Raw genomic sequence first — 24,475 nt, 5'->3', positions numbered from 1 at the left:
CGTAAATTGTATCTTGAAGACAAAAGTACGAACGAAAAGTACCAATCTTTTTTTAATCAACCTGGCCAAAATGAAAAAGAGACAGTTTTTACGCTATATGGGCAGCGCTGCTATGGCCGCCCCATTATTGCCACTTACCTTGGAAAATACATCCAAAAATGTGATGCCATATCCTGGGAAGGATAGCGAGGCTTTTTGGGAGCGGATCAGAAAAGATTATAAACTGAAACCGGATTACATCAACCTTGAAAGTGGATACTACAATATAGTTCCCACTCCCATTTTGGAGAAATACACCGAACACGTGCAGCACGTAAATTATGAAGGCTCCTATTACATGCGTACGGTGCAATGGGACAACAAGAAAAAGGCCGCCGCCCGCGTGGCCGAATTGGTCAATTGTTCGGAAAAGGAATTGATCATTACCCGAAACACAACAGAATCCTTGGATATGATCATAGGGGGCTATCCATGGGAAAAGGGAGATGAAGCCATTTTTGCTGTTCAGGACTATGGGGCCATGCAAGTACATTTTCATCAAATGGAAGACCGTTATGGAATTGTTTGCAAAAAAGTGTCGTTGCCCAATCACCCTAAATCGGATGAAGAAATTGTATCGCTCTACGAATCACAGATTACACCTAAGACCAAATTGTTAATGGTGTGCCATATGGTCAATGTCACGGGTCAAATTTTACCCGTTCGAAAAATATGTGATATGGCCCATTCCCACGGTGTTGAGGTGATGGTGGATGGTGCTCATTGCATAGGACATATAAAGGTTGATTTGGCTGAACTGGACTGCGATTACTATGGCTCCAGTTTACATAAATGGCTTTGCGCTCCTTTAGGGGCGGGGATGCTGTATGTTGCCGAAAGGAATATTCCGAAGATTTGGCCTCTATTGGCCGAGCATGAAAATGATCAGACCAAAATTCGTAGGCTGAACCATACAGGGACCCATCCCGTGCACACGGATCTGACTATAAACGATGCTGTGGATTACCTTGAAATGATAGGTGTGGAGCGAAAGGAAAATCGTATGCGCTATTTACAGCGTTATTGGAGCGATCAGTTGCGGAATGTGGACAATGTAATTATAAACACACCGATTGAGCCGCACAGGAGCTGTGGTATTGCCAATGTTGGGCTCACAAACATGAAGCCAAGCGAAATGGCCCAAACATTACTGGATGAGTTCAATGTTTGGACGGTGGCCATAGATTTTGAAAATGTACATGGATGCCGGATTACCCCCAATGTATTTACTACTTTGGATGAGTTAGATCAGTTTGTGGGGGCCATTAAAACTATGGCGAAACGAGCTTAGTGGTCAATATAATCCTGAAGTTTCTCCGGACCTTCCAAGAGTACCCTTACGATTTGGAGAGTGCCGTCGGGTTTGGTGTCAATATGCCACTTGATGAGGGATATTTGACTATTTTCAATTTCAATGCCCGTAATGCTTCTTGGGTGAACACAACTGCCATCGTTAAAAAAAGGAATCTGGCCTGGCTCGGGAAATCGTGGTCTGTGGGTATGTCCGGCCAAGGTAACGAGCAAATCCTTTTTTAAAATCCACCGTTTGATTCTTTTCTCAATTCGGATCAGTTCCTTGTAATTTTTAGCAGGACTTGTAGGGTCTGCTATACCTACTACTTGCAACGGTTTCCATAAAATTCGGACCAAAAACCTGCCAATGCGCCAGCATACATAGTTCCACCAATCAGCCTGATGGCCATGAACACAAAAAATTTCTTGTCCAGTGTCGGAATGTTTTAAAATAAGAGCTTCATGGTAGGTGATGCCTTCAAAAAGCTTTTTATCGGAGCCATCAATGGGTTCAAAATAATGGGATAGGTGTTTGTCCACATAATCACCATCCCTGTATACCATATCGTGGTTGCCCCAGAGCATGTGAAGACGATTTTCCAAATGGAACCTTCGTAAAAGCTGGTACACATTTTTGTGCGCTTCAAAAATGGATTCAAAACTTAAATTTTCCCAAAGCTCGTCCCCATCGCCAAGCTCAATATAATGGAAACCCTCTCGATGATAATGGTTCAGGGCATGAAAATAAATGTTCCGATTGTTTGCGAATTCATCGGCAAAGCTGTTGTCACCTCTATGGCAATCACTAAAAAAGATGAATTTGGAATCCTCGTCAAACGGAATCGTCATGGCGTTTTGGTAGGCTCTGTCTAACCGGGTTGAAGAGGACATGGAAAAGATTTTGCTAAATATCCTTAAAAATGACGATTTGTCCATAAAGATACCCATAAAACGAAATGCATTTTTACTTTTTGTAACTTTGCCCTCTAATCCTCGACTAATTGTGTATGAAGCACGACTACCATTCGGAAAGTCCTTTGGTTCAATTGGTGAGTTTCAACAAATTGCTGGAACACTACGATGAACAACTAAAAAGTTCCAATCCACATGATGCTGAAAGGGCAAAGTATGTTTTGGAGGCACAGGCCCCATATCCGGAATTAAGGGAAGGTTTTTCCGATTTGTCCTTGTTGGATAAATACAAGGATGTGATTCGAGTGATTTTGGAGGATTCCTTTTCTCCAATACTAACCAAGAACGAAATTAAAACAGCATCCACCCCTTTTGAAAATTTGGTGTTCAATTCTTCTGAAAGGTTCCGTCAAATCCTAAAAGATGCGGGTGACGATTTTGACTTGGAAATAACCAATATACCACGCGAGTTCGGTTATATCATGCGATCCACCGTGATCCTGAAGTTTTATTATGGGTATAATTTGGATTTTAGACGTCCCTTCTTTTACGATATCCCGGATACCAACGGCGTGATGCGCAGGTACCGCATTTTGTACAATGCGGACTTTATGGAAATTATTCCGACCGATAAGGCCAAGGAAATCACACAAGACGATGTGGATGAGTTGTTGGACAACTTTTACAACCTTGACCTGTGGAAGAAAAAAATACCACCGAATAGTTTTATAGCCAAAGGTTTTGTTATTTCCAATATGTTCGATGTAACTGCGGAGCACTCGGTCTCGGAAATAAAGTCTACCCTTATCGGAAAAACCCAAAGAGGCATGGAGTCCTTTATGGAGAATTTCGAAGATACGTTTAGGTCGTTTTTTAGGCTCAACGATATAAAAGTTGGCTTTGCGGGGTACGATTCCGGTGCGAACCATTTTTTTAAGATATATGGAAAGGGCATGGAGAGTTATATCCTTAACGGCAAGGATATGGAAAAGTGCGACTCTACCTTTTGCAATTACTCGCATGGAAAATTGTTCAAAGAGAACAAATATTTTGCTATTTCCAACGTAGAAAAATATTTTGAGCGTACCAATGGCAAGGTGCAACCCTATAGAAACCTGATGGAACAAGGCATTAAAAGTGCCATCTTGGCCCCAATTACCGTAAATGGTGAATTATTGGGGGTTCTTGAGTTGGTTTCCGGTAAAGAAAACGAACTCAATAGCGTAAATGCTAATAAGCTAGATGATGTAATGCCGTATATTATTGCAGCGGTAATGCGAACCATCGAGGAAGAAGAGAACTTGATCGATGCGGTTATCCAGCATGAGTGTACCTCTGTGCATCCATCGGTATATTGGAAGTTCCAAGAAGAGGCTAAACGATTTATGGCGGATGAATTGGCTGGCAATGAACCTGTTTTTAAAGAGATCGTTTTTAAAGATGTCTATCCCTTATATGGCCAAATTGACATCAAGGATTCCGCAAAGCAACGTAACCTGGCCATTCAGAGAGATTTAATGATCCAGCTTTCCGAAATCAATGATATCTTGGAAATCGCATTCACTAAATACAAGCTTCCCATTTATGAAGAGTTGATGTTTAGGGTAAACAACTATTTGAATGAGGTCAAGGAAGCATTGTTCACACATACCGAACAGGCCGTTTTTGATTTTGTAAAAGAAGAAGTGGACCCTGTGTTCAATCACCTTCAAAAGGAAGATGGTGACATTGCTGCACTTTTGGGTAAGTATAATGAAAAGATAGACAAAGCCACCGAAAGCTATTACGACCATCGCAGAAATTACGATAACAGCGTAATGGAGGCCAATATGAAATTGGCAACCCTTTTGGATAAAAAACAGGAAGAGGCCCAAGAAATGTTCCCACATTATTTTGAGCGTTATAAAACAGATGGCGTGGAGCACAATATGTACATCGGGAGCTCTATTGCCAAAGATCAGGAATTCAATGAACTCTTTTTGAGCAATCTGAGGTTATGGCAGCTTCAGGTAATGTGCGAAATGGAGAATAAGTACTATAGCCTTAAACCCCATTTGCCGGTTAAATTGGATGTGGCATCCCTAGTTTTGGTGTACAGCACATCGTTGGCCATTCGTTTTAGAATGGATGAAAAACGTTTTGATGTTGATGGCACCTATAATGCCAGATATGAGGTCATCAAAAAACGTATAGACAAGTCCTATATCAAAGGAACCAACGAGCGCCTTACACAAAAAGGAAAACTGGCCATAGTATATTCCCAACGCAAGGATGAAAAAGAGTATTTGCGCTACATCAGTTTTTTAAAGGCCAAAGGCTACTTTACCAACAATATTGAAATCGTGGAATTGGAAGGTGTTCAAGGTGTATCTGGTTTAAAAGCGATACGTGCGGAGATATTGTATCAAACGGATAAAACATCGGAGCGCACCTACACGTACGATGATCTTATGGAAGAATTGAGCAAGTGATTTAAAAAATCAATCTTTCAGGTCCAAAAAAGCGAAAGGCAATCCCAAAAGCAATAACCGATATAATGATGCCCAACATGAAAATGTTGTAGGTCAGACGCAATATCTTATATTTTCTGTTCAAAACAATACCTAAATAATAGAGGTCCTTGGTCAGCGAGGAATACACATAGTCTTTGTCCTTTACCAGTTCTTGTACCGCCGATTGGTATTCTTCTAGACCCATTTGATGGAAGTTGCCGAAAAACAAAAGGTTTACTCTTCTTTTCTCTACATCTTCTTTGGTGAATTTACCAGTTGTAATGTTGGGTCGAGTGGCCAAAACCGATAGCACCATGGAAACCACACTGAACAGGATCAATATAAATGTAGGATAGATCATGTAGGTATTTGTGGGATTGTCCAACTTGGTAAGCAAATTGGCCAAGACCAAAGAAATTATAATGGCATTTACGGACAGTAATATGTTTGCCTTGGTGTCGGCAATATCACTAAGTTTAAGATGGTTCCTTAAGGTGACCCTATACAAAGTTTGAACGCTCCTGTCCGGGCTTTCACTCTTGTACTTTGCCTTTAGTGCTTCTTTTTTGGCGATTTTCTTCTCGGCCTTCTTCTCCTTTAGGAGCTGCTTTAAGTTTTTTTGTTTGCCCTCTTCCCATTGCTCCTTGGCATAATCGGTATAGAAAAAATGATTGCGAAACATTTTGATGTTCTTGTCCCGCCATTTTTTTGATGAATAATCCGCAACGCCGAGTTCTTTGAGTTCATCCTTTAAAAAATCCGTTGTTTCCCAGTAACTCTTCTTTGCAAAGTGGGATACGTCGGCATCACGAATAATATTTTCCTTAAGATTGGTTGGCTCATGGTACATTTTAGTTGCCAAGATCAAGGAGCATACCTCTTCGATTCCTTTGGGATCATAACCATTTTCTTTAAGAAATTCAGTTGCAATTTCACAACTGCTTTCTTCATGGTCCTTACAGCCTTTTATATGGCCAACATCGTGAAACCAAGCCGCTAACAACAACCGCTCGTTGTCAACCTCCTCTAGGTTGTAATAATTGAGCAATTCTTTAGTACTTTTGACTACTCGTTGGGTATGTCGCAAGTTGTGGTACAAAAATCTGGGGTCCAGTTTTTCCGTTAACAACTCAGAAACAAAGTGTTTAGTTTTCTCAACAATTTCCGACATAGTTCCAAATTAGAACATCCAAATTACAAAATTTGGAATCAACCTCATGGATATGAAGAAACATTATTTGTTGCTCTTTTTGATGGTCCTGGCCTCAGGTTGCGCTACCTACGAAACCAAATATGCAAAGCCTTTTTCTATTTATCCCGCTTCAGATGATAGGGAGGTTGAACACACCTTTTATTTGATCGGTGATGCAGGTAAATCCCCGATGGGAGACTTGAACCCCACATTAAAAGCGTTTAAAAACGTTTTGGACGATGCAGATGCCAATAGCACCGTTATTTTTTTGGGAGATAACATATACCCGGCAGGTCTGCCAGATAAAAAAGATTCCACCATTGCCTATTTGGAGGCCAAAAACCATTTGGATGCCCAACTGAGCACTTTGAAGCACTTCAAGGGTAAAAAGCTCTTTATTCCTGGCAATCACGATTGGTATACCGATGGTCTTAAAGGGTTGAAACGCGAGGAGGAATATGTAGAGGATGTATTGGACAACAATGATGCTTTTCAGCCCGAAAATGGTTGCCCTATCGAGGAAATAGAAATCAATGACAACGTATTGGTCGTTGCAATAGATACGGAATGGTACCTCGTTAATTGGGATAAACACCCAACTATTAATGACGAGTGCGAGATTAAGACCAGAAGCCGCTTTTTTGAAGAACTCGAGAGCATCATAAAGAAAAATAGGGACAAAACGGTTGTGTTCGCCATGCACCATCCCATGTTTTCCTATGGCTCACACGGTGGTCAGTTCTCTTTTAAACAAGGAATCTACCCCAATGGTGGCCAAGTGCCCATGCCTGTTTTGGGTGCAGCCATCAATCTATTAAGAAAAACTTCTGGCGCTACCTCAGAAGATCTTTCCAACAAAAGGTATGATGAACTTAGGAACAGAATTGTTACGCTCTCACAATATTCGGATAAGATCATCTTTGCATCGGGGCACGAACATACGCTCCAATACATCGAGGAATATGGCAAGCCTCAAATAGTAAGTGGTTCGGGAGCAAAAACAGGAGCGACCCGATTGTTGAACGGAAGCAAATTTTCCACGGGTAGAAATGGATATGCAATTTTAAAGGTATTTACGGATGGCTCGTCACAAGTAGCGTTTTATGGGACCACCGCCGATTCGGCTACAATGCTGTATCAAACGGAAGTGCTGCCACCGGATAGGTCAAACAAGAAAGTTGAGCTACCTGATGATTTTCCCCCATATAAAATGGCTTCGGTCTATGAGCCCGAGGAAATTGAAAAAAGCGGGTTTCACAAGTGGTTATGGGGAGAACGGTACAGAAAATATTACGGAACCAAAGTAAAAGCCCCAACGGTACGGTTGGATACTCTTTTAGGAGGGCTAACGGTTGTTCGGAAAGGAGGCGGAAATCAGTCCAACTCCTTACGTTTGGCCGATAAGGATGGTAGGGAATACGTGATGAGAGGTCTACGAAAAAGTGCTGAAAGATACCTTCAGTCCATTGCTTTTCAAGAACAGTACATTGTCGGTAAGTTCGAGGATACCTACACCGAGAAATTATTGTTGGACATTTATACTGGGGCACATCCTTATGCTCCCTTTTCCATTGATAGACTTTCCCAAGCACTTGGGATGTACCATACCAACCCCAAACTATATTACGTGCCCAAACAGTCCGTTCTGGGCGATTTCAACAAAGAGTTTGGTGATGGATTGTACATGATAGAGGAGCATGTTTCCGATGATCATGATAACCTGAAAAGCTTTGGGTATACCAAGAAGATTGAGAGTACTTACGACCTTATGGACAAACTCCGTGAAGATGAGGAATACAGCATTGACCAAAAGGAATATGTAAAGGCCCGTTTGTTCGATATTTTGATCGGCGATTGGGATAGGCATGTGGACCAATGGCGTTGGGCCGAATTTGAAATGGAGAATGGGAACAAGGTATACAAACCCATTGCTCGGGATAGGGACCAAGTGTTTTCCCGATGGGGAGACGGCCTTATCATGAATTTTGGATCGAGAGCGGTTCCTTCCCTTCGTATTTTTGAAGGATTTCATGAAGAAATCAGAAGTGTAAAAGGATTTACATCATCACCACGAACTTTTGCCTTGGATATGGCCCTGCTATCCGAAACCGACAGGCAAATGTGGGTGGATCAAGCCAAATTCATTCAGCAAAACTTAAATGGAGATATTATTGACGATGCCTTTTTGGCCTTTCCGGAGGAGGTTAGGGATGAAACCTTGACGGAAATCAAGAACATACTTTTGGCACGAAAGAATAACTTGGTTGAAACAGCACAGGAGTATTACGCTATTTTGAACAAGTACAGTGTAATTGCCGGGACCGACAAAGATGACTATTTCAATATTGTCTCATTGCCCAATGGCGATGTTGAGGTAAGGGCATACCGAATAAAAGGCGGGGATTATACGGATTTGTTTTTCAATAAAGTATATAGTCCAGATTACACCAAGGAGATTTGGATTTATGGCCTGGATGATGATGATGTTTTTGAGGCCAACACGGAAACTTCAAAAATAAAGGTCCGCATTATCGGGGGTCAGAACAATGATATTTACAAAATATCCGAAAACTCAAAAAAACTATGGGTCTATGACTTTAAGTCGAAGAAAAACACCTTGGAAGAGGCTTATGGCGGCAATATTAATTTAGTAAACGACTACGATACCAATACCTACGAGTTTTTGAATATCAAGGCAAGCAACAACCAAGTGCTGCCCACCATTGGGTTTAATCCAGATGATGGGGTTAGGCTTGGTTTAACCAGTACCTATACCTTTAATGGTTTCAGGAAAAATCCATTTACGCAACAACATACATTTAATGCGGCCTATTACTTTGCCATAAATGGGTTCGATTTAGGATACACCGGAGAGTTTGCCCATGTGTTCAACAAGGTGAACCTGGAAGTCGATGCCAGGTTTACAAGCCCCAACTTTACACGGAACTTTTTCGGATTCGGAAATGAGACAGTGAACAACGATGACGAAGAACCATTGGAATTGGATTATAACAGGGTTCGTATCCGAACCCTGAAATTAGCACCCTCATTGGTTTGGAGAGGCTTTTATGGTTCTAAGGTTCGATTGGGTATGGCTTATGAAAACATCGAGATCGAGGAAACCGAAAATAGATTCATCAATGAGTTTTATCTGGAAAATGGGGAGGAAAACCATTTGAGTTTTTTTGGAATCGATGGGGAATACACCTATTCCAATACGGATAGTGAGGCATTTCCAACTTTGGGAATGTCGTTCAGCTTAGAAGGCGGTTTTAAAACCAATCTGGATGATTCTTCAAGATCCTTTGGGTACGTAGTCCCATCATTTTCCATGGACCATAAACTTACAGCAGATGGCCGTCTGGTTTTTGCAACAAAACTAAAAGGTCATTTTACCATAGGAAATGGATATGAATTTTACCAAGCTGCCAGCATAGGCGGGGACAACGGACTTCGTGGATTTAGGTTTCAACGGTTTACAGGTAAAACGGCCTATTTTCAAAACACGGACCTTAGATATAGCTTTAGAGGAGTAAAAACGGGACTAATGCCAGTGAATCCTGGAATTTACGGGGGGTTCGATTATGGCCGTGTTTGGTACCCGGGAGAAGATTCCCATAAATGGCACAATTCCTACGGAGGCGGGTTTTTCTTGAACGGTGCCGATGTACTGTCCGCCAACTTTGGATTATTTAATAGTACGGATGGTCTTCGGTTTGCCTTTGGACTGGGATTTGGCTTCTAATCAAGTATGAACTCGTAAAGCTTTCTACCTCCATACTTATTTTGCTCATCGGCAATCAGAAGGGTTCCGTTGCCTAAAAAACAGACCGATTCAATTTGGGTGTCTGTATTTAGATCAATGATTTTAATCGATGACTTTGTAAAATCAGGAGCTTGAAAATCAGAAAGCAAAAAAACAAATCCATAACTCAATAAAGCAATTGTTTTTCCATCCGGAGCAATATCAGCACTTGTTACAGAGCAATGGTCTTGATCTGCACATAAAAACAGGGAACCCAAAAATTCAGCTTCGTAAGCGCCCTCTTCATCGGGTACTCTATAGATCAACGTTTTTCCAGAGTAAGGTCTGGTTCTATTTTTTGTAAAGATGTAGAGATGGTCGTTTAGATGGAAAAAACCTTCAGTGTCAAAATACAGACTATCTTTTTGTGGGGGAAAGTCATTCTGCTGCGGGTATTTGAACTCAATTTTGTCGGCATTGGGCTCTTTTTTGTCCATTTCATCTTCAGGAATCTTATAGATGACCAAATCTTCGCGCTCATTATCATTATTTCCAAAATCACCAATGTACAGATTGCCATCATTGTCCATGGTCAAATCTTCCCAGTCCTTGTTTTTGGCATGATCTATTTTTAGTGATTCCTTGATGTCACCATCCTTAGCTACCCTATATATTTTATCCTTATTGCCGCTATCTTCAATTACCCATATTTCCCCATCCTTGGTGATTTCCATTCCTGAAACCTCCTTAAGCTTTGATGGGAATTTCCCGAGTTCATCCAGTTTGCCCAAATACGTTTTCTGCGCACACCCTTGTGCTACGATCAGTAAAGAAATTAGGACAAGTTTATTCATCGGATTCCTTTATGGGCATAAATACTTCCGTTGTCCACTCCAATTCATTCCCTCCCATGTTCGGGTTATTGTAGAAAACTTCAATGGGCTTTTTCTCTATGAGGATATTGTTTTCTTTCGCATAGTCCATAATGGCATACCAAGCACGGTCTGAAGTGATATAGTTTCCGTGATAAATAGCTTTGATGGCATTTTTGCCAAAGATGCGCTTATATTCAATGTCTGGATGGTCAGGAAGTCTTTCGGAGCGAATAATGGGGTTGCAAAAATTATAAGTCAGACTATTGTTTTCCAAATCCCAATCCAATACCTCCACAAATGGAGGGCCGTTCAATTTAATTTGTTTCTCCAAAAGTATGGCATTAAGAAAGTTGTAATTGGCCATCATGCCCTTCGCCTTATCTTCTGGAGATGTTGTAAGCTGAACACAGGCACAAAATGAGGAGAAAGTTTCTTCTTCCCCTTCAATGGTCACATTAAAACCTTTGATGTGTTCGTTGAGAAAATCATTAAAATCCAAAAGCAATTTTCTGGAGCCTTTTTCAAAATCGGTATCCGAAAAAGGAACTGCCAAGCGGTTGTCAACGGAGTGGTCCAGGTCTTTTATGTTTACTTGGACCTCACTCAAGGAATCGTGGACCGGGTTTATTTCCCATTCGTATTCATGAACGGAATCGTTCACCAAGATGGTCTGCTTAAAATGACTTGGGCTAATATAATCCACAGGGACTGCCGAATCAAAGCCCTTGTTCCATGCCTTTACGGATTCGAATATGGTGCCTGGAATTGCCTTGGCCTTAAAATTAACCTGATAATCTTGAGGCTTTAAAAAAAGGTACCACAAAATTACTCCTACCACAACGGCTAGGATTATTGAAATAATCTTCCTCATAACTAAGGAGCAAAAATACGGATTAGCCTTTTGTCATGTCCAATTTATCCACCACAAATTTCCCAAGATCTCGGCCTTGTTTAATTCCAACATCAATGGCTGCACGATAATGGATTCCGCCGTACATTCGGCTTAAAGCCGCTTCACTAGATGCGTGGTTAAATGAAGTAAAGGAACGCACAGGTAAACCATAGGCTACCTCCGTATCGTCATCAAAGGCAAAGTTGTCTCCAAAGATATCCGTTAGGGCTATTGCCGCTGCACCGGATACTACGCTATGTCCGCTGGTGTATTCTGGGAACGGTGGCGTTTGCAATACGGGCTCCCAACTATCGTCGATATACTCGTTGATCACAGTTTCTGGACGAATTAGATTGCTTCGATATTTTTCATCCCAACAACTTATAAATGCGTCAGCTATCGCTATGGAAGTTTTGGTATAGGCGTATACGGTTTTTGCAAAATCGGCATCTGTTTTTCGTGAGGCGATCTTCGTAATACCTATCCAGTGAGCACCGGGAGTGATTTTTTTGGTGGCGAACATTAGGTGTCCACGGGTAACCGAAACATAGGGGTTACAGTCCCAAAACTGGGCAATGGCTATTTCATCTGACTTATCACCTTTGCCGATCATGCTCTTTCGCACCTCATAAACCTCCATCACCTCTTGGTAAAATTTGGAATCTTTTTCCATAGAGAATTCTGGTGGTGGAATTGGCTTAAATTGCTGTGCAGAATCAATCGCAAAAGGACGTATTTTTTCCCAATGGGGCTCAATACCGTTCATATAGGCCGGAGGCGTGGGCTGCCAACGCGATGGATCCTCCGAATCAACGGTAAATTTGGGCATGGTACGTGTTTCTTTGTAGTTGTCCTTGTTCATCCATTCACCTATAAAATCCGCTACTTCCAAACCATATGCTTTGGAGGCGTTAAAAACGGGTTCGTTCTGTTCCATCCAAACGGTATAAAGACTGTCTCGGAAACTTTCAATTCTTTCTTCGGAAAAGATCAACCTTTTGTTTAAGTCGATATGCGCTATTAGCGCGGCCATTTCATAATTGATGTTTTCCGTGTTTTTGGGGTCTGGAATACTTTCCAGGCCTGTTACCTGCCCGGCTAGGGATTTGTAGTTGTCGTTTTTCTTGGCTACAATCTCATAAGCGGCAATATTTGGGTAGGCAAATATTCTACTTGCCACAGGCGGTGAGAATATGTCATGTATCATCACCTCAATGACCTTGTCCACAGAGGCATGGAATTCTTCAGGAGAAATTTCTATAGGTTCTTGTTTTTTTTGACATGATACCAGAACCAATAACAGTGCTGCGATTAAACTTATGCTTTTTTTCATGGCCTTTCTATTACTTATTGATTTTATAGACTTGTGCTTTATCATTATTGAATATCGCCAACAAATATTTCTGATTGTTAAGCGTGATTGTTTTTAAATGTCTGATGGATTTTTTACTAAAATCCAATCCCAACTGATTGCCTAAAACAATGTTGTTTTCATTTTTCAGTAGGGCACCTGGAAATGAATCCAGTCTTCCATGATAGGGTTTTACACCAAAATAATTGCCCCCAACCAGTACTTCGGTAGTGCCATCACCATCAAAATCGTCCACAACAAAGGACATGATAGGGGAGACCTGGAGTTCGTTCTTAAAGGGAACAAAAACAAAATTACCATTATCGTTCTTTAAATAACCTGATTTTAGGGTGTTCACTTCCAATTTTTCGGATGCTTCCAAGATATCCTCCCCGAATATCTCTTCCACAGTGCTTCCGGCAAACGACTTATAGGTGTTGTATTTCTTTTTAAGGTAAACCATTTGTGATGCAAGGCCGTCCAATGTCTCCAAGGGGTAGTGTTCACCGTTTTTTTCCATGGCGGTTACTGTTTCCGTTTGACCGTTCTCATCAAAATCGTTGACATATAATTTCATGGGATGTTCTTGGGAGGCCTTGAACTTGGAATTGGTTCCCCAATTGCCAAGGAGGTAATCCATGTCACCATCCTTATCTATATCAAAAGCCTCGATGGTTTGCCAAAGACCGGGCATATGGACTTGCTCCACCTCTGAAAAAGTACCATTTCGGTTCTTAAAAAACTTGGGGGACATCCATTCTCCGATTACAATTAAATCTGCGGTGCCATCGCCATTAAAGTCGCTCCAAATAGCATCGGTGACCATGCCTTTGCCCAGGATGTTGAAACTTTCATTTTCTTTAAACAGGCCACCATCATTTTCCAACACATGTGAAGAAGCTGGTTTTCCAAATCTGGCTGTAATGGTGTGCCCTCCAATGAACACATCCAAGTCTCCATCATTATCAAAATCAAATGGCCTGACTACGGATGAGTTCTGGTAGAACTCTGGCAATTCCGCTTTAGCGAATGCAGTGTCTTTTTGAACATAATAAGCATCCAATAATGGGGTTGCTTTTCCAAAAAAATCCCCTCCGCCAGAAGTGATGATGACGTCATTCTGTCCATCGTTGTTAAAGTCGGCAATAGTTGCCGAAACGTTTTCCCGGATGGAATCCTTTTGGATACTGTCCAATTTTAGATTCACAAATATGGAATCTTGTTGTACGTAGATCTGTGATGATTTGTATTTAGATCCTCCTAAAAATATATCTTCTTTTCCATCTCCATTCAAATCACCGATGGCAAGAGCGGGTCCTCTATCCGAAATTTGATAAGGAATCAGTTTCTCACGGTTAAAATCGGTATAGTTATCCTCTACATGGGTAAAGTCCAACCCTAAATTATCGGGTACTGGGCTAAAAAGTGATTTTTTAGGTGCGTGCAGCGATTTATAATCAAAAGGTATGGTGTTTTTGGGTTCAATGGTCAGGGTTTGGTTTACAGGAACATTTTGTAAAACTTGATAGGTTTTGTTCGGCCATATGATTTTTATGGAATCTATCTGTTCCACATTTTGATATCCAAAATGTACCATTGGTTCGGAAGATGCCTGAAAACCACGGGTTGGAAAAAGTTCCTTGAACTGGAGGCCTCCATTTACATAGGAATACACCTTGGTTCCGATTCCCTGGGTATTCTTTTTAGTGTAATTAAACTTTAGCTTCAGGTAATTTCCTTTGTCATTTGTTTTATTAATGTATAAAGAGGCTGGCTGGTTGATGTTGTTGGTTACAAGGTCCAGATCACCATCACCGTCAAGGTCGGCCATTGCGGTAGCTCCGGAAATCAAAGTATCCTTTGTGATCCACTTGTTGGACATGTCTTTGAACTGTAGCTCCTTGCTCCCTTTAAAAACATAGTTGTGAACACTGCCGGATGGCATTAAATCCAACGCTTTTTGATCCACAAGTTTGGTATTGTCCATTTTTTGTTGGATTTGCTCGTTAGAAACAAACTTGATGAAATCCAGGTCGTTCGGTCTTTTGGGAATACCATTGGAAATAAATACATCTTGTTGGCCATCGAGATCGTAATCGCCGAAAAGGGCACTCCAGCTCCAATCGGTGGCAGCAATGCCACTCATTAAAGCGGTTTCCATAAAATTACCGTCCGGTTGGTTTACAAACAACATGTTGCGGGTAAACTGATAATGATATCCAAAACGGTCTATTCTCATTTTTTGTGTTTGGATGTTATCGTCCCCCTCGGAAGATTTTAGGGCTACTTCGTCTTCCGGTAACATATCCAACGAAAGAAAATCAGGACGGCCGTCATTATTGATGTCGGCTACATCGTTGCCCATTGAAAATCTTGACGTATGCCCAAAGTATTGTTTAAGGCTTTCGGTGAAAGTACCATCGCCATTATTCAGATAATAATAATCGTCTTCATGAAAGTCGTTGCCTACATAAATATCAGGGTATCCATCTTGGTTAAAATCGGAAATGGCCAATCCGAGGCCGTATCCATTTACACCACCATAAATGCCGGCTTCTTCGCTTACATCGGTAAATCTGCCGTCATCATTACGCAACAGTTTATCTCCCGTTTCATAACGGCGGTCGAATCTGAGATCATAGCGCCCAAAAGAATTTTGGGTGTGTACGGCATGGTTTAGGAGATAAAGGTCCAGGTCTCCATCCAAATCATAATCAAAGAAAGCTGCATTGGAACTGTAAGAATCGAAGTCCAGTCCGTATTTAGCAGCACTTTCGGTAAAAGTATTATCCCCGTTGTTTATGTATAATTCATTAAATCCGTTGAACCCATTTATACCGACCACAGCACAAACGTAAATGTCCAAAAGGCCGTCACCGTTTACATCGGCCATTGTTGTTCCCGTATTCCAACTGCTATTGCCTTCAACTCCTGCAGCGTTGGTTATATCCTCAAATTTAAGGTTGCCTTTGTTCAGATATAATTTGTTTTTCACTTGGTTCCCGGTAAAGAAAATATCCGGTAATCCATCGTTATTGATGTCGCCAATGGATACACCACCTCCATTATAAAAATAGAGGTAGTCCAGAATGCTCAAATTCTCCGTGGTAGTAAGTGTGTTGGTAAAATCCACGCCAGTTTTTTCAGGGTCTGGATTTTCAAAAAGACTTCCTCCCTTTTTGCAGGAAACAGCAAGGGATATTGTAAATAATATGATGAGCAACCTATTCATTTAAGGCGAAAATCTTTGGTTTGTTGTTGTTAATAGCGGCAATAACGTATGTTTTACCGTTTTTGTCCTTAAACTGCTTTAGATACTTTACCTCTTCCCTGATTTTGAAACCGCTGGTTTCGTAATCTTGCCATTCAAAACCTAAATTGCCATCCCCTAACAGCACGTTTCCTTGGCTTGCATCCAAGCGTGAGAACTGAGGTTTAAATTCGTAATTGTTACCGGCCATGATCAAATCCAAATTACCGTCCTTGTTGACATCTGTACAGGTGATGTCACACACACAGGAAAGTTGGACCCTGGGAGGTAGGTTTTTAATGGTGAATTTACCGCCACCTTCGTTTATGGCAATAACCGATGCCGAGGTCTCCACTTTCTTTACAATGGATTTGTCCATTACTTCTTTTGGAAAAAGTTGGTGAATGGTTCGGTGGGCATAATCCGATGCCTTTAGGTTTTGCTTTTTGAGCGATGGCAATTGATCGGTAAGCTCCCTTTTTTGATGAATGGGATAATCACCACCGTTTTCTTGCATGGTCATGATCTGCTCGATGGTACCGTTGTTATCGTAGTCGTTGATATACATTTTCATTGGAGCATCCTCCGTTGGCTTATAGTGAAGATTAAGCCCTTGGTTCCCTAAAATCAGGTCTTGGTCCCCGTCACCATCAAGGTCAGCTGTTTCCACAGTATTCCACCATCCGTAAAGACTGTCCAAGGAACTCGTCAGTTTTGTTAACCTTCTTCCAGTATTCTTATAAATTTTAGGAGTATCCCATTCAGCGGTTACGATCAGGTCTTTTTTGCCGTCACCATCCATATCTTCCCATTTGGAATCGGTTACCATTCCAGCATTTTTCAAGTCGTATCCCAATCGTTCCGTCACGTTGTTAAAGGTGCCGTCTCCCATGTTTTCCAAGAGTAGGTGGTCGGGTGATATGCCGTAAACCCCCACTACACTTCGTGAACCGATAAAGAGGTCTACATCACCATCATCGTCGAAATCGTAAGGAGATATGGTAGCAATGTTTTTAAATGTTGATGGCAGTTCGGTTTTAGCCTTGGAAAAATTCCCGTTCCCATCGTTTAAATACAACCTTGCCCTGTAATTGCGTTGCATGCCCACATTATTGCCTCCGGAACCTACAACCAAATCAAGGTCGCCATCGCCGTCGGCATCAAAAAAGGCTGCTGCCACGTCTTCATAGGCTTTATCCTCATCAAAAGCAGCTGTTTTTTTAGAAGAGATGTTTCCATTTCCTCGATGCAGATATAGGGTGCCAGGCTGGTCTTTTGCCCCACCAATAAAGAAATCTTCGTTTCCATCACCGTTTACATCGGCAATGGCCAGGGAGGGGCCTTCTTGTGAAAGCTTGTGCGCAATAAGGCCTTCGTAGTCAAAATCGTTATAGTTATCCTCTTTGTGCGCTGATACCACCTTGGTTTCCAACTCTTTTAAGAAAGATTTTTTAGCTTCCTTTTTGGGTATTGTATAGGTTTCCGTTGCATTGGAGTGATCAATGGTCAATACTTGATTGGACTCAACATTTTCCAATTTTTGAGTGAGATTGTCCGGCCATATAATGCGAATGGAGTCCAATGTGTTGGATTTTCCCAATCCAAAGGTCATATCGTATTGAATTGAAGACTGGAAGCCTCGGGATGGAATCAACTCTTGGTTTACAATATTGCCGTCAAAATAAAGCTTTGCCAGGGTGCCCACGGCAAATGGATTCGTTTCGGGTCCTTTAAACTTAAGTTGGATATAGTTGTTGTTCAACTGGGAGTCGGTATTGTTCTTATAGATAAATGCAGGTGTGTTTACATTGTTGATCACCAGGTCCAGGTCACCATCGTTGTCCAAATCGGCATAGGCGGCCCCATTGGAGCGGGAAGGAAGGTCGAACCCCCATTCCTTGTTTGCATTTTTAAAGGAAATATCCCCGTTGTTTTTGTAAGCGTAGTTGGGTTGAGGCTTGATCGGCATTTTGCTTATAATGGAATCAATGGACTCCTTTTTACCGGTCAATGCCATTTTTTGAACGATTTCGTTGGCAAAAAAGTCAACAAAGTCCAAATCTGTAAGATCATGGTTGATCCCGTTGGTGATGAATATATCTTTAAGCCCATCATTGTCCATGTCGAACATAAGCCCTGCCCAGCTCCAATCGGTAGCATCAATACCGCTGTAATAGGCCACTTCGGAGAATGTGCCATTACCATTGTTGAGCTGAAGGGTGTTCTGGATATACTGCTGACCAAAATCCTTGCTTTGTTTCAGGTCAAAAATATTATACCCCTCAAATTCCATTACGGATTTTACCCTATGTTCCTCTTCCGGTAACATGTCGGTAATAAATATATCGTTGTGTCCATCGTTATTGATATCGGCAATATCGATTCCCATGGCAGAAAGACTTAAATGGGAGGTCCAATCTTTGATCTCTTCGTTAAAGGTTCCATCTTTTTGATTGATGTATAGATAATCCCTCTCATAAAAATCGTTGGAAACATAAATATCGGGATAAAGGTCCCCGTTGAAATCCGTGACCATTACTCCAAGACCGAAACCGATCAGGCTACCATAAATTCCGGCATCTTCACTTACATCCACAAATTTGCCATCGTCGTTTCTTAGGAGCATGTCGCCAACCCCCTTGAAAATATCAGGAACACCTTCCCAATCCTGTGCCCTTACTTCGCGCTGTTCCGCATAACCAAGGCTACTTACTGGAATGTTGCTGTTATTGAGTATATATACATCCAAATCACCATCCTTGTCATAATCAAAGAATGATGCATGTGTCGTGAATCCTGTTTTGGCAAGATTGTATTCTTGCGCCTTTTCAGTGAAGGTCAAATCACCATTGTTAATGTAAAGGTCGTTGTCGTGATTGTTGCCTTCCATGTTTCCTGCATTGCAAACATAAATGTCCAACAATCCATCGTGGTTGATGTCGACCATAACTACCCCTGTGGACCAAGGTTTGTTTCCTAGAACACCGGCTTTTTCGGAAATATCCTCAAACTTCATGTCGCCTTTGTTCAGGTAAAGTCTGTTGGGTTCCATATTCCCTGTCAGATAAATATCTTCCAAGCCGTCGTTGTTTATATCACCAATGGCAACCCCTCCACCGTTATAAAAGTTTCGATATTTAAATATGTTGAAGTTCTTTTGGTTTTCGACCTTGTTGATAAATGTAACACCTGTTTCCTCGGGTTTGAGCAATGTAAAAAGAGTCTCTTTCTTTTCTTCCTCCTCCGATGTGTTCTCTCCTTTATTTTTACAAGCGACAATTGCCAATAAAATAAAGCATAGTGTAATATATCTCAGTTTCATTTGTCGTTCTGTTTTTTGACCAAAAAAATGGGAGCGTCATTATTCATCGTTATGATGAAACCATCATTCCCATTGTTGTTTATTTTCTCAATTTTTCTGGCGGCTCCGGAAATTCCAAGGCTTTGCTTCCATTCAATATTCCCGTTTTCATCATTTGACAATAAAAATCCGTGCGAAGCGTCCAATCTACCAAGTTGGGTGCTTATCTCAAAATTATTGCCCACCATTAATATTTCATTAATCTTTTCTTTATCGTTTTTTACCAGGTAAATATCGTTTACCGAGGAGGATTGTACCAAACGTGGCAATGCTTTTGTTTTAAAGTTGTTACTGCCATCATTTTCAAAATATGAAGTGCCAAGCATATACACTTTCCTTTTTGTTGCTTCTTTTAATTTATCAGATCCAAATAGTTCTTCCAAAGATGCTTTGGCAAAGTCTTTATAGAACAGGAACTTTTTGTTCAAAAAGGGCATTTGCTTGGCAAGTTCGTCCTTGGAGGCAAAAGCGGTTTCCCGGTCGCCATGAAAATGTGTTACAACAGTTTCTATGGAACCATTGCCGTCAAAATCGTTAATGTATAGGGTTACCGGCTTTTCTGTTGATGCGCTGAACTTTGTGTTGAGCCCCCAGTTACCAGCCAGGATATCCAGATCTCCATCATTGTCCATATCGGCAAGTTCAATTGCGTTCCACCATCCGTTTGTATGCTCAAGACCGTTATTTTGTTGAGACAAAAGCTGTTCCCCATTATTCAAAAAGATGGTCAATGGTGTCCAATGTCCTGCAAGGATAAGGTCTTTAAAACCGTTATTGTCCAGATCTTCCCATACAAAGTCTTTTACGTTGCCTATATTTTTCAATCCTGGTGCAAAGATGGTGGTAACTTCTTCAAAATTTCCATTTCCATCGTTTTGCATTAAATATTGTTCGCTTTTTAGTCCGAACTTTGTCGGAACGGCATTGGAAGCTATAAATAGGTCCAAATCTCCATCTTTGTCAAAATCAATGGCTTCAACCTTTGATGCATTTACCTCGATTCCATCAAACACCACATCCTCTTTTTTAAGTTGTCCATTGGTGTTGCGATATAATCTTGGCTTTAGCGGTTTTCCGTTGGTAAATTCATTTCCTGCACTTACTACGATCAAATCCAAATCACCGTCGTTATCTACATCGGCAAATGTTTGATCCACATCTTCATTGATGGCATCTTCCTCAAAAATATCCGATTGATGTGCATTGAAATTTCCTTCACCATCTTGTAGAAAAAGTTTTGATGACTGTTTCTTACCTCCGCAAATAAATATGTCCTCAAGTCCATCTTTGTTGATGTCGGCAACACCTATTGATGGACCTTCATTGGAGTGGGCGAATGGTATCAGTGGATTTCTATCAAAATCCAGGGTCGGGTATTCTTTGTGTATGAAATCCAAGCTTTTTGAAATACTGTACGGAGGCTCTGTTTGGATCTGTTGTTCCGTAAAATAGTTTCCTGATGCGTTTGAATGGGAAACCTGCAAGACTTGGTTGGACCTGATTCTCCGTAAAGTCTCGAATTTTCCCTGTGGCCATATAATTTGAATGGAATCAATGATCGAGTCTTTGCCAACACCAAAGTTTAAGCTATTGTCCTTGGCCGACATAAATCCACGGGTTACTATATTTTCTTGAACGGATCGGCCTTTGTTGCCGAATACAATTGCCTTTGCCCCGATACCGAATGTGTTCTTTGGACTTCCTGAAAAATTGATTTTTATGTAATTGCCACCCTTTAAGGTGTTCTCCATCACAAACGCTTCTTGGTTTACATTGTTCACCACCAAATCCAAATCCCCATCGTTGTCCAAATCTGCATACACGCAGCCATTACTGTAGGAACTTAATTGTGGTCCCCACGTCTCTGTTACATTGTTGAAGCTGGTTCCTCCTTTATTTTGATAAAAGTAGTTTTGTACTTTTTTCTTGGGTAAGCGATTAATGAGTTCCATATCCTTATCGGACAGGCCTTTTTCTATATTTTGCTGTATTTCTTCATTGGATATGTAATTAATGTAATCCATATCGTTGGTAACCCCTTGTATTCCGTTGGAAATGAATAGGTCTTTGAAACCGTCGTTGTCATAATCGGCAAACAATGCTCCCCAAGACCATTCTGTGGCATCGATACCGCTTAGATTGGCTATTTCCCCAAAATTTTCACCGTCCAAATTTAGATGAAGAGCGTTTTGCATGTATTGTGGTGCAAAACCATTTTTGAGATATTGTTGGTAGACCGGGTAGGCATATTCCAATCCGGATGTTTTGTATGTTTCCAGATCTTCTGGGAGCATATCCAAGGACAAAATATCGGAAAGCCCATCATTATTAATGTCGGCAATATCGTTACCCATGGAAAAATGGGTCGTATGACCAAGTTTTTTGTCATCATTTGATATTGTTTCCTTGAATGTCCCGTCCTTTTGGTTTATGTACAAGTAGTCGTTTTCAAAAAAATCATTACCGATGTAGATATCCGGATAACCATCGTTATTAATGTCGCTGATGGCCAGTCCCAAACCGTAACCTATAGTGCCTTGGTAAATCCCTGCCTCTTTGGAGACATCTACATATTGGCCGTTTTCATTCTTATATAGGATATCTCCGGACATGGAGTCAACAATCTTTCTCTTACCGCCCTTGCCGTAAGAACGATTGGGGTTTACCGAATGGTTCATGAGGTACATATCCAGATCACCATCCAAATCGTAATCAAAAAATGCAGCTTGCGTGGAGTATCCGATAAAGTCCAAACCATATGTTGCTGCTTCCTCACTAAAAATGGGTATACCTTCATCGTTGTTCCCTTGGTTGATGTATAGAAGGTTTTGTCCCCTAATGGTGCCATGGTCGCCCACTTTGCAAACATAAATATCCAAAAGCCCATCATTGTTTACATCCGCATGTGTAACGCCTGTTGTCCAACCTGTGTTATTGGTAAGGTTGGATAGGGTGGTGGCATCTTTGAAATTAAACCCTCCTAGGTTCAAATAGAATTTGTCCGCTCCTTGGTTGGAGGTAAAGTATAGGTCGACCAAACCGTCGCCATTGAAATCTCCTGCCGCAACACCGGCACCATTATAGAAATATAGATAATTTAGGATATTGAGCTCCGGTGTTTGCTCTAAACGGTTATTGAATTTGATGCCAGTTTGGTTGGAATCTTTTAGAACAAATAGCGTGTTTGATTTGTTCTTGGTACAACCTGTCAAGGTCAATAGAAATCCGAAAATAATCCAGAGTTGTGCTCTCATTTTCATTTATCAATAGCAGGAGGTAATATAAATAATTACTTTTTGCACGCCGGCAGTAAAACGATTAATGTTTTACTAAGAAAGGATTAATAATTAACTAATAGACGTTATGTCAAAAAGAAAAGACCACCGAACGGTGGTCTTTCCATATTTAAACATCTTAAACTTTGAAATTCTAATAGCCTGGGTTCTGAACCAAGTTAGGGTTAAGAATAAGTTGGGCAGATGGGATCGGGAATAATTGACGATCTGGATTTCCAACAGCGTCAGCTTCTTTAAATTCCCAGTCTTTAGTGTACTGTCCAAAACGAACTAGGTCGTTTCTTCTCCAACCTTCTGTGTACAATTCACGAGCTCTTTCGTCCAATAGATCTTGCTCGCTCACTGATCCAAGTGGAGCAGCACCTCTAATAGTTCTTAAATCGTTGATCATTGCAGTTGGATCACCACCACTTCTCCACATAGCTTCAGCTTTCATCAAATATGCATCTGAATATCTGAAGAAAATAATGTGGTTGGCAAATGCTCCATCTCTTGGGTTGTATTTAATAACACGGATACCAGTTACCTCATTGTTGTCCACAAGGCTTGGTTGTCCATCAACTGCACTGAAGAATTCTCTTGTAAAAGAAAGTGGGTTACCACCTCTATCTTCCAAAGCAGCTCCATTAGGACCATATTGTTGACCAATAAGGAAACCGAAGCCTACATTGGATCCATCTACAATACCATCGTTGTTGTCATCGGTACCATAGCTACCGTCGTAAGCAATACCACTTGGAGGAACAAAACCTCTTCGTTCTTCTTGATTATCGTTCAAGGTGCCATCGTTAAGACCTCGGTTGTTATCGGCATCACCTTCGAACAAGTCGTAGAACTCGGCCAAAGTACTGAAACCGTTCCAACCACCACCACCAAGCTCTGTAGAGTTGTAGTGCAATGTGTTGAATATTCTTGTTCCAGCTGAGGTTTGAGCGTACCAAATGGTCTCTGTGTCACCTCCTCCAGGTACGAAGATATCAAAGTAGTCGGAAGCAAGCTCATATCCATCTCCTTCGATGGCGTTAACAAGGGAAATTACCTCGCTCATGTCACTTGAAGCTGCTGAACCTGAACCATTGTAAACATGTCTGTTCAAAAGAACCTTTGCCTTAAGGAAGCGAGCGGCTGCTTTAGTTGCTCTAAAATTATCATCACCAGCAGTAGATGCGGGAAGATTGGCAATGGCATTATCCAAATCACTCAAGATAAAACCAATCGCATCTTCTCCCGTAAGTACATCTGGGTCAGCAAGCGGGTCGGCAGCCTCTGTATCTCTATAAGGTACTTGCGCAAAGTTGTCCAAGATCACGAACATTGATAACGCTCTTAAAAATGAGGCGTGTCCTTGAGCTTCACTGGAAGAAGCAGATCTTGAATCCAAAACTTCACTTGCACTTAATTGCAAACCGTTCCATTCGTTCCATACACCTAAAATATAGGAGTGTTCTGGAGTCCATGAGTGTTGGTGCAATTGTCTCCATATACCATTATCACCCCAGTCAGAACCTCTTGTAGGAACCAAAAGGGCATCTGTGGTAACTTCATTAAGGGCATATAAGTTCGCTTGCGTACCAAAATAACCATTTACATCGTTGTACATTGCAGTTATCTGGCTCGAAGCAGCCTCGGCAGTTTGTATGCCGGTAAACCCATCATCTAATAGCGAGTCCGTGGGCTCTACTTCCAAATCTGTACAGGAAGTCAGCATAATCCCTACGAACAAGCTGAGAGAAAAATATTTGTTCGTTTGTTTTATAAATTTTTTCATTGCTTTTTT

Annotated in this window: 12 protein-coding genes; 3 read left to right on the top strand and 9 right to left on the bottom strand. The window is 41.2% G+C overall.

Annotated elements, in window-relative coordinates; all coding sequences use genetic code 11:
* Window positions 1-70 precede the first annotated feature (70 nt).
* Window positions 71-1,330, top strand: a complete 1,260-nt coding sequence (locus tag J0654_RS16375) for an aminotransferase class V-fold PLP-dependent enzyme (RefSeq protein WP_207030196.1) — start codon at window positions 71-73, stop codon at window positions 1,328-1,330.
* Here J0654_RS16375 and J0654_RS16370 read toward each other — a convergent pair.
* The gene (locus J0654_RS16370; protein ID WP_207030195.1) at window positions 1,327-2,223 is read right to left on the bottom strand and encodes a metallophosphoesterase; all 897 of its coding nucleotides are present in this window, start codon (window positions 2,221-2,223) and stop codon (window positions 1,327-1,329) included. The genes J0654_RS16375 and J0654_RS16370 overlap by 4 nt on opposite strands.
* Before the next feature lie 116 nt (window positions 2,224-2,339).
* Between J0654_RS16370 and J0654_RS16365 the strand changes: the two genes are divergently transcribed.
* Window positions 2,340-4,715, top strand: coding sequence for a GAF domain-containing protein (locus J0654_RS16365; protein WP_207030194.1), 2,376 nt, complete (start codon window positions 2,340-2,342; stop codon window positions 4,713-4,715).
* A 1-nt stretch (window position 4,716) separates the two neighbouring features.
* Here J0654_RS16365 and J0654_RS16360 read toward each other — a convergent pair whose 3' ends face one another.
* On the bottom strand, window positions 4,717-5,907 hold the full coding sequence (locus J0654_RS16360; RefSeq protein ID WP_207030193.1) for a Pycsar system effector family protein: 1,191 nt from the start codon (window positions 5,905-5,907) through the stop codon (window positions 4,717-4,719).
* A 52-nt stretch (window positions 5,908-5,959) separates the two neighbouring features.
* On the opposite strand from J0654_RS16360, the gene J0654_RS16355 reads away from it, so the two are divergent.
* Window positions 5,960-9,673: a metallophosphoesterase gene (locus tag J0654_RS16355; RefSeq protein ID WP_313784004.1), complete on the top strand. Its 3,714-nt coding sequence runs from the start codon at window positions 5,960-5,962 to the stop codon at window positions 9,671-9,673.
* On the opposite strand, the gene J0654_RS16350 is transcribed toward J0654_RS16355, so the two are convergent.
* The 7 genes from J0654_RS16350 to J0654_RS16320 form a co-directional block, all read right to left on the bottom strand.
* A complete protein-coding gene (locus J0654_RS16350) occupies window positions 9,670-10,527 on the bottom strand; it encodes an NHL repeat-containing protein (RefSeq protein ID WP_207030191.1) in 858 nt (285 codons plus the stop codon). The genes J0654_RS16355 and J0654_RS16350 overlap by 4 nt on opposite strands.
* Window positions 10,520-11,419, bottom strand: coding sequence for a GyrI-like domain-containing protein (locus tag J0654_RS16345; RefSeq protein WP_207030190.1), 900 nt, complete (start codon window positions 11,417-11,419; stop codon window positions 10,520-10,522). The genes J0654_RS16350 and J0654_RS16345 overlap by 8 nt, the downstream gene beginning before the upstream one ends.
* 22 nt (window positions 11,420-11,441) lie before the next feature.
* On the bottom strand, window positions 11,442-12,773 hold the full coding sequence (locus tag J0654_RS16340; protein WP_207030189.1) for a vanadium-dependent haloperoxidase: 1,332 nt from the start codon (window positions 12,771-12,773) through the stop codon (window positions 11,442-11,444).
* Between the two features lie 10 nt (window positions 12,774-12,783).
* Window positions 12,784-16,023, bottom strand: a complete 3,240-nt coding sequence (locus J0654_RS16335; protein WP_207030188.1) for a VCBS repeat-containing protein — start codon at window positions 16,021-16,023, stop codon at window positions 12,784-12,786.
* A complete protein-coding gene (locus J0654_RS16330) occupies window positions 16,016-19,363 on the bottom strand; it encodes a CRTAC1 family protein (RefSeq protein WP_207030187.1) in 3,348 nt (1,115 codons plus the stop codon). The genes J0654_RS16335 and J0654_RS16330 overlap by 8 nt, the downstream gene beginning before the upstream one ends.
* Entirely contained in the window at window positions 19,360-22,656 is a 3,297-nt protein-coding gene (locus J0654_RS16325) for a VCBS repeat-containing protein (RefSeq protein WP_237686032.1), read from the bottom strand. The genes J0654_RS16330 and J0654_RS16325 overlap by 4 nt, the downstream gene beginning before the upstream one ends.
* A gap of 175 nt (window positions 22,657-22,831) precedes the next feature.
* A complete protein-coding gene (locus J0654_RS16320; RefSeq protein WP_207030185.1) occupies window positions 22,832-24,466 on the bottom strand; it encodes a RagB/SusD family nutrient uptake outer membrane protein in 1,635 nt (544 codons plus the stop codon).
* Between the last annotated feature and the right edge of the window lie 9 nt (window positions 24,467-24,475).

It is taken from the genome of Flagellimonas profundi, from assembly GCF_017313275.1.
Classification (GTDB): domain Bacteria; phylum Bacteroidota; class Bacteroidia; order Flavobacteriales; family Flavobacteriaceae; genus Flagellimonas; species Flagellimonas profundi.
The sequence above is the reverse complement of the archived record's forward strand: the minus strand, read 5'-3'. Positions and strand labels throughout refer to the sequence as shown.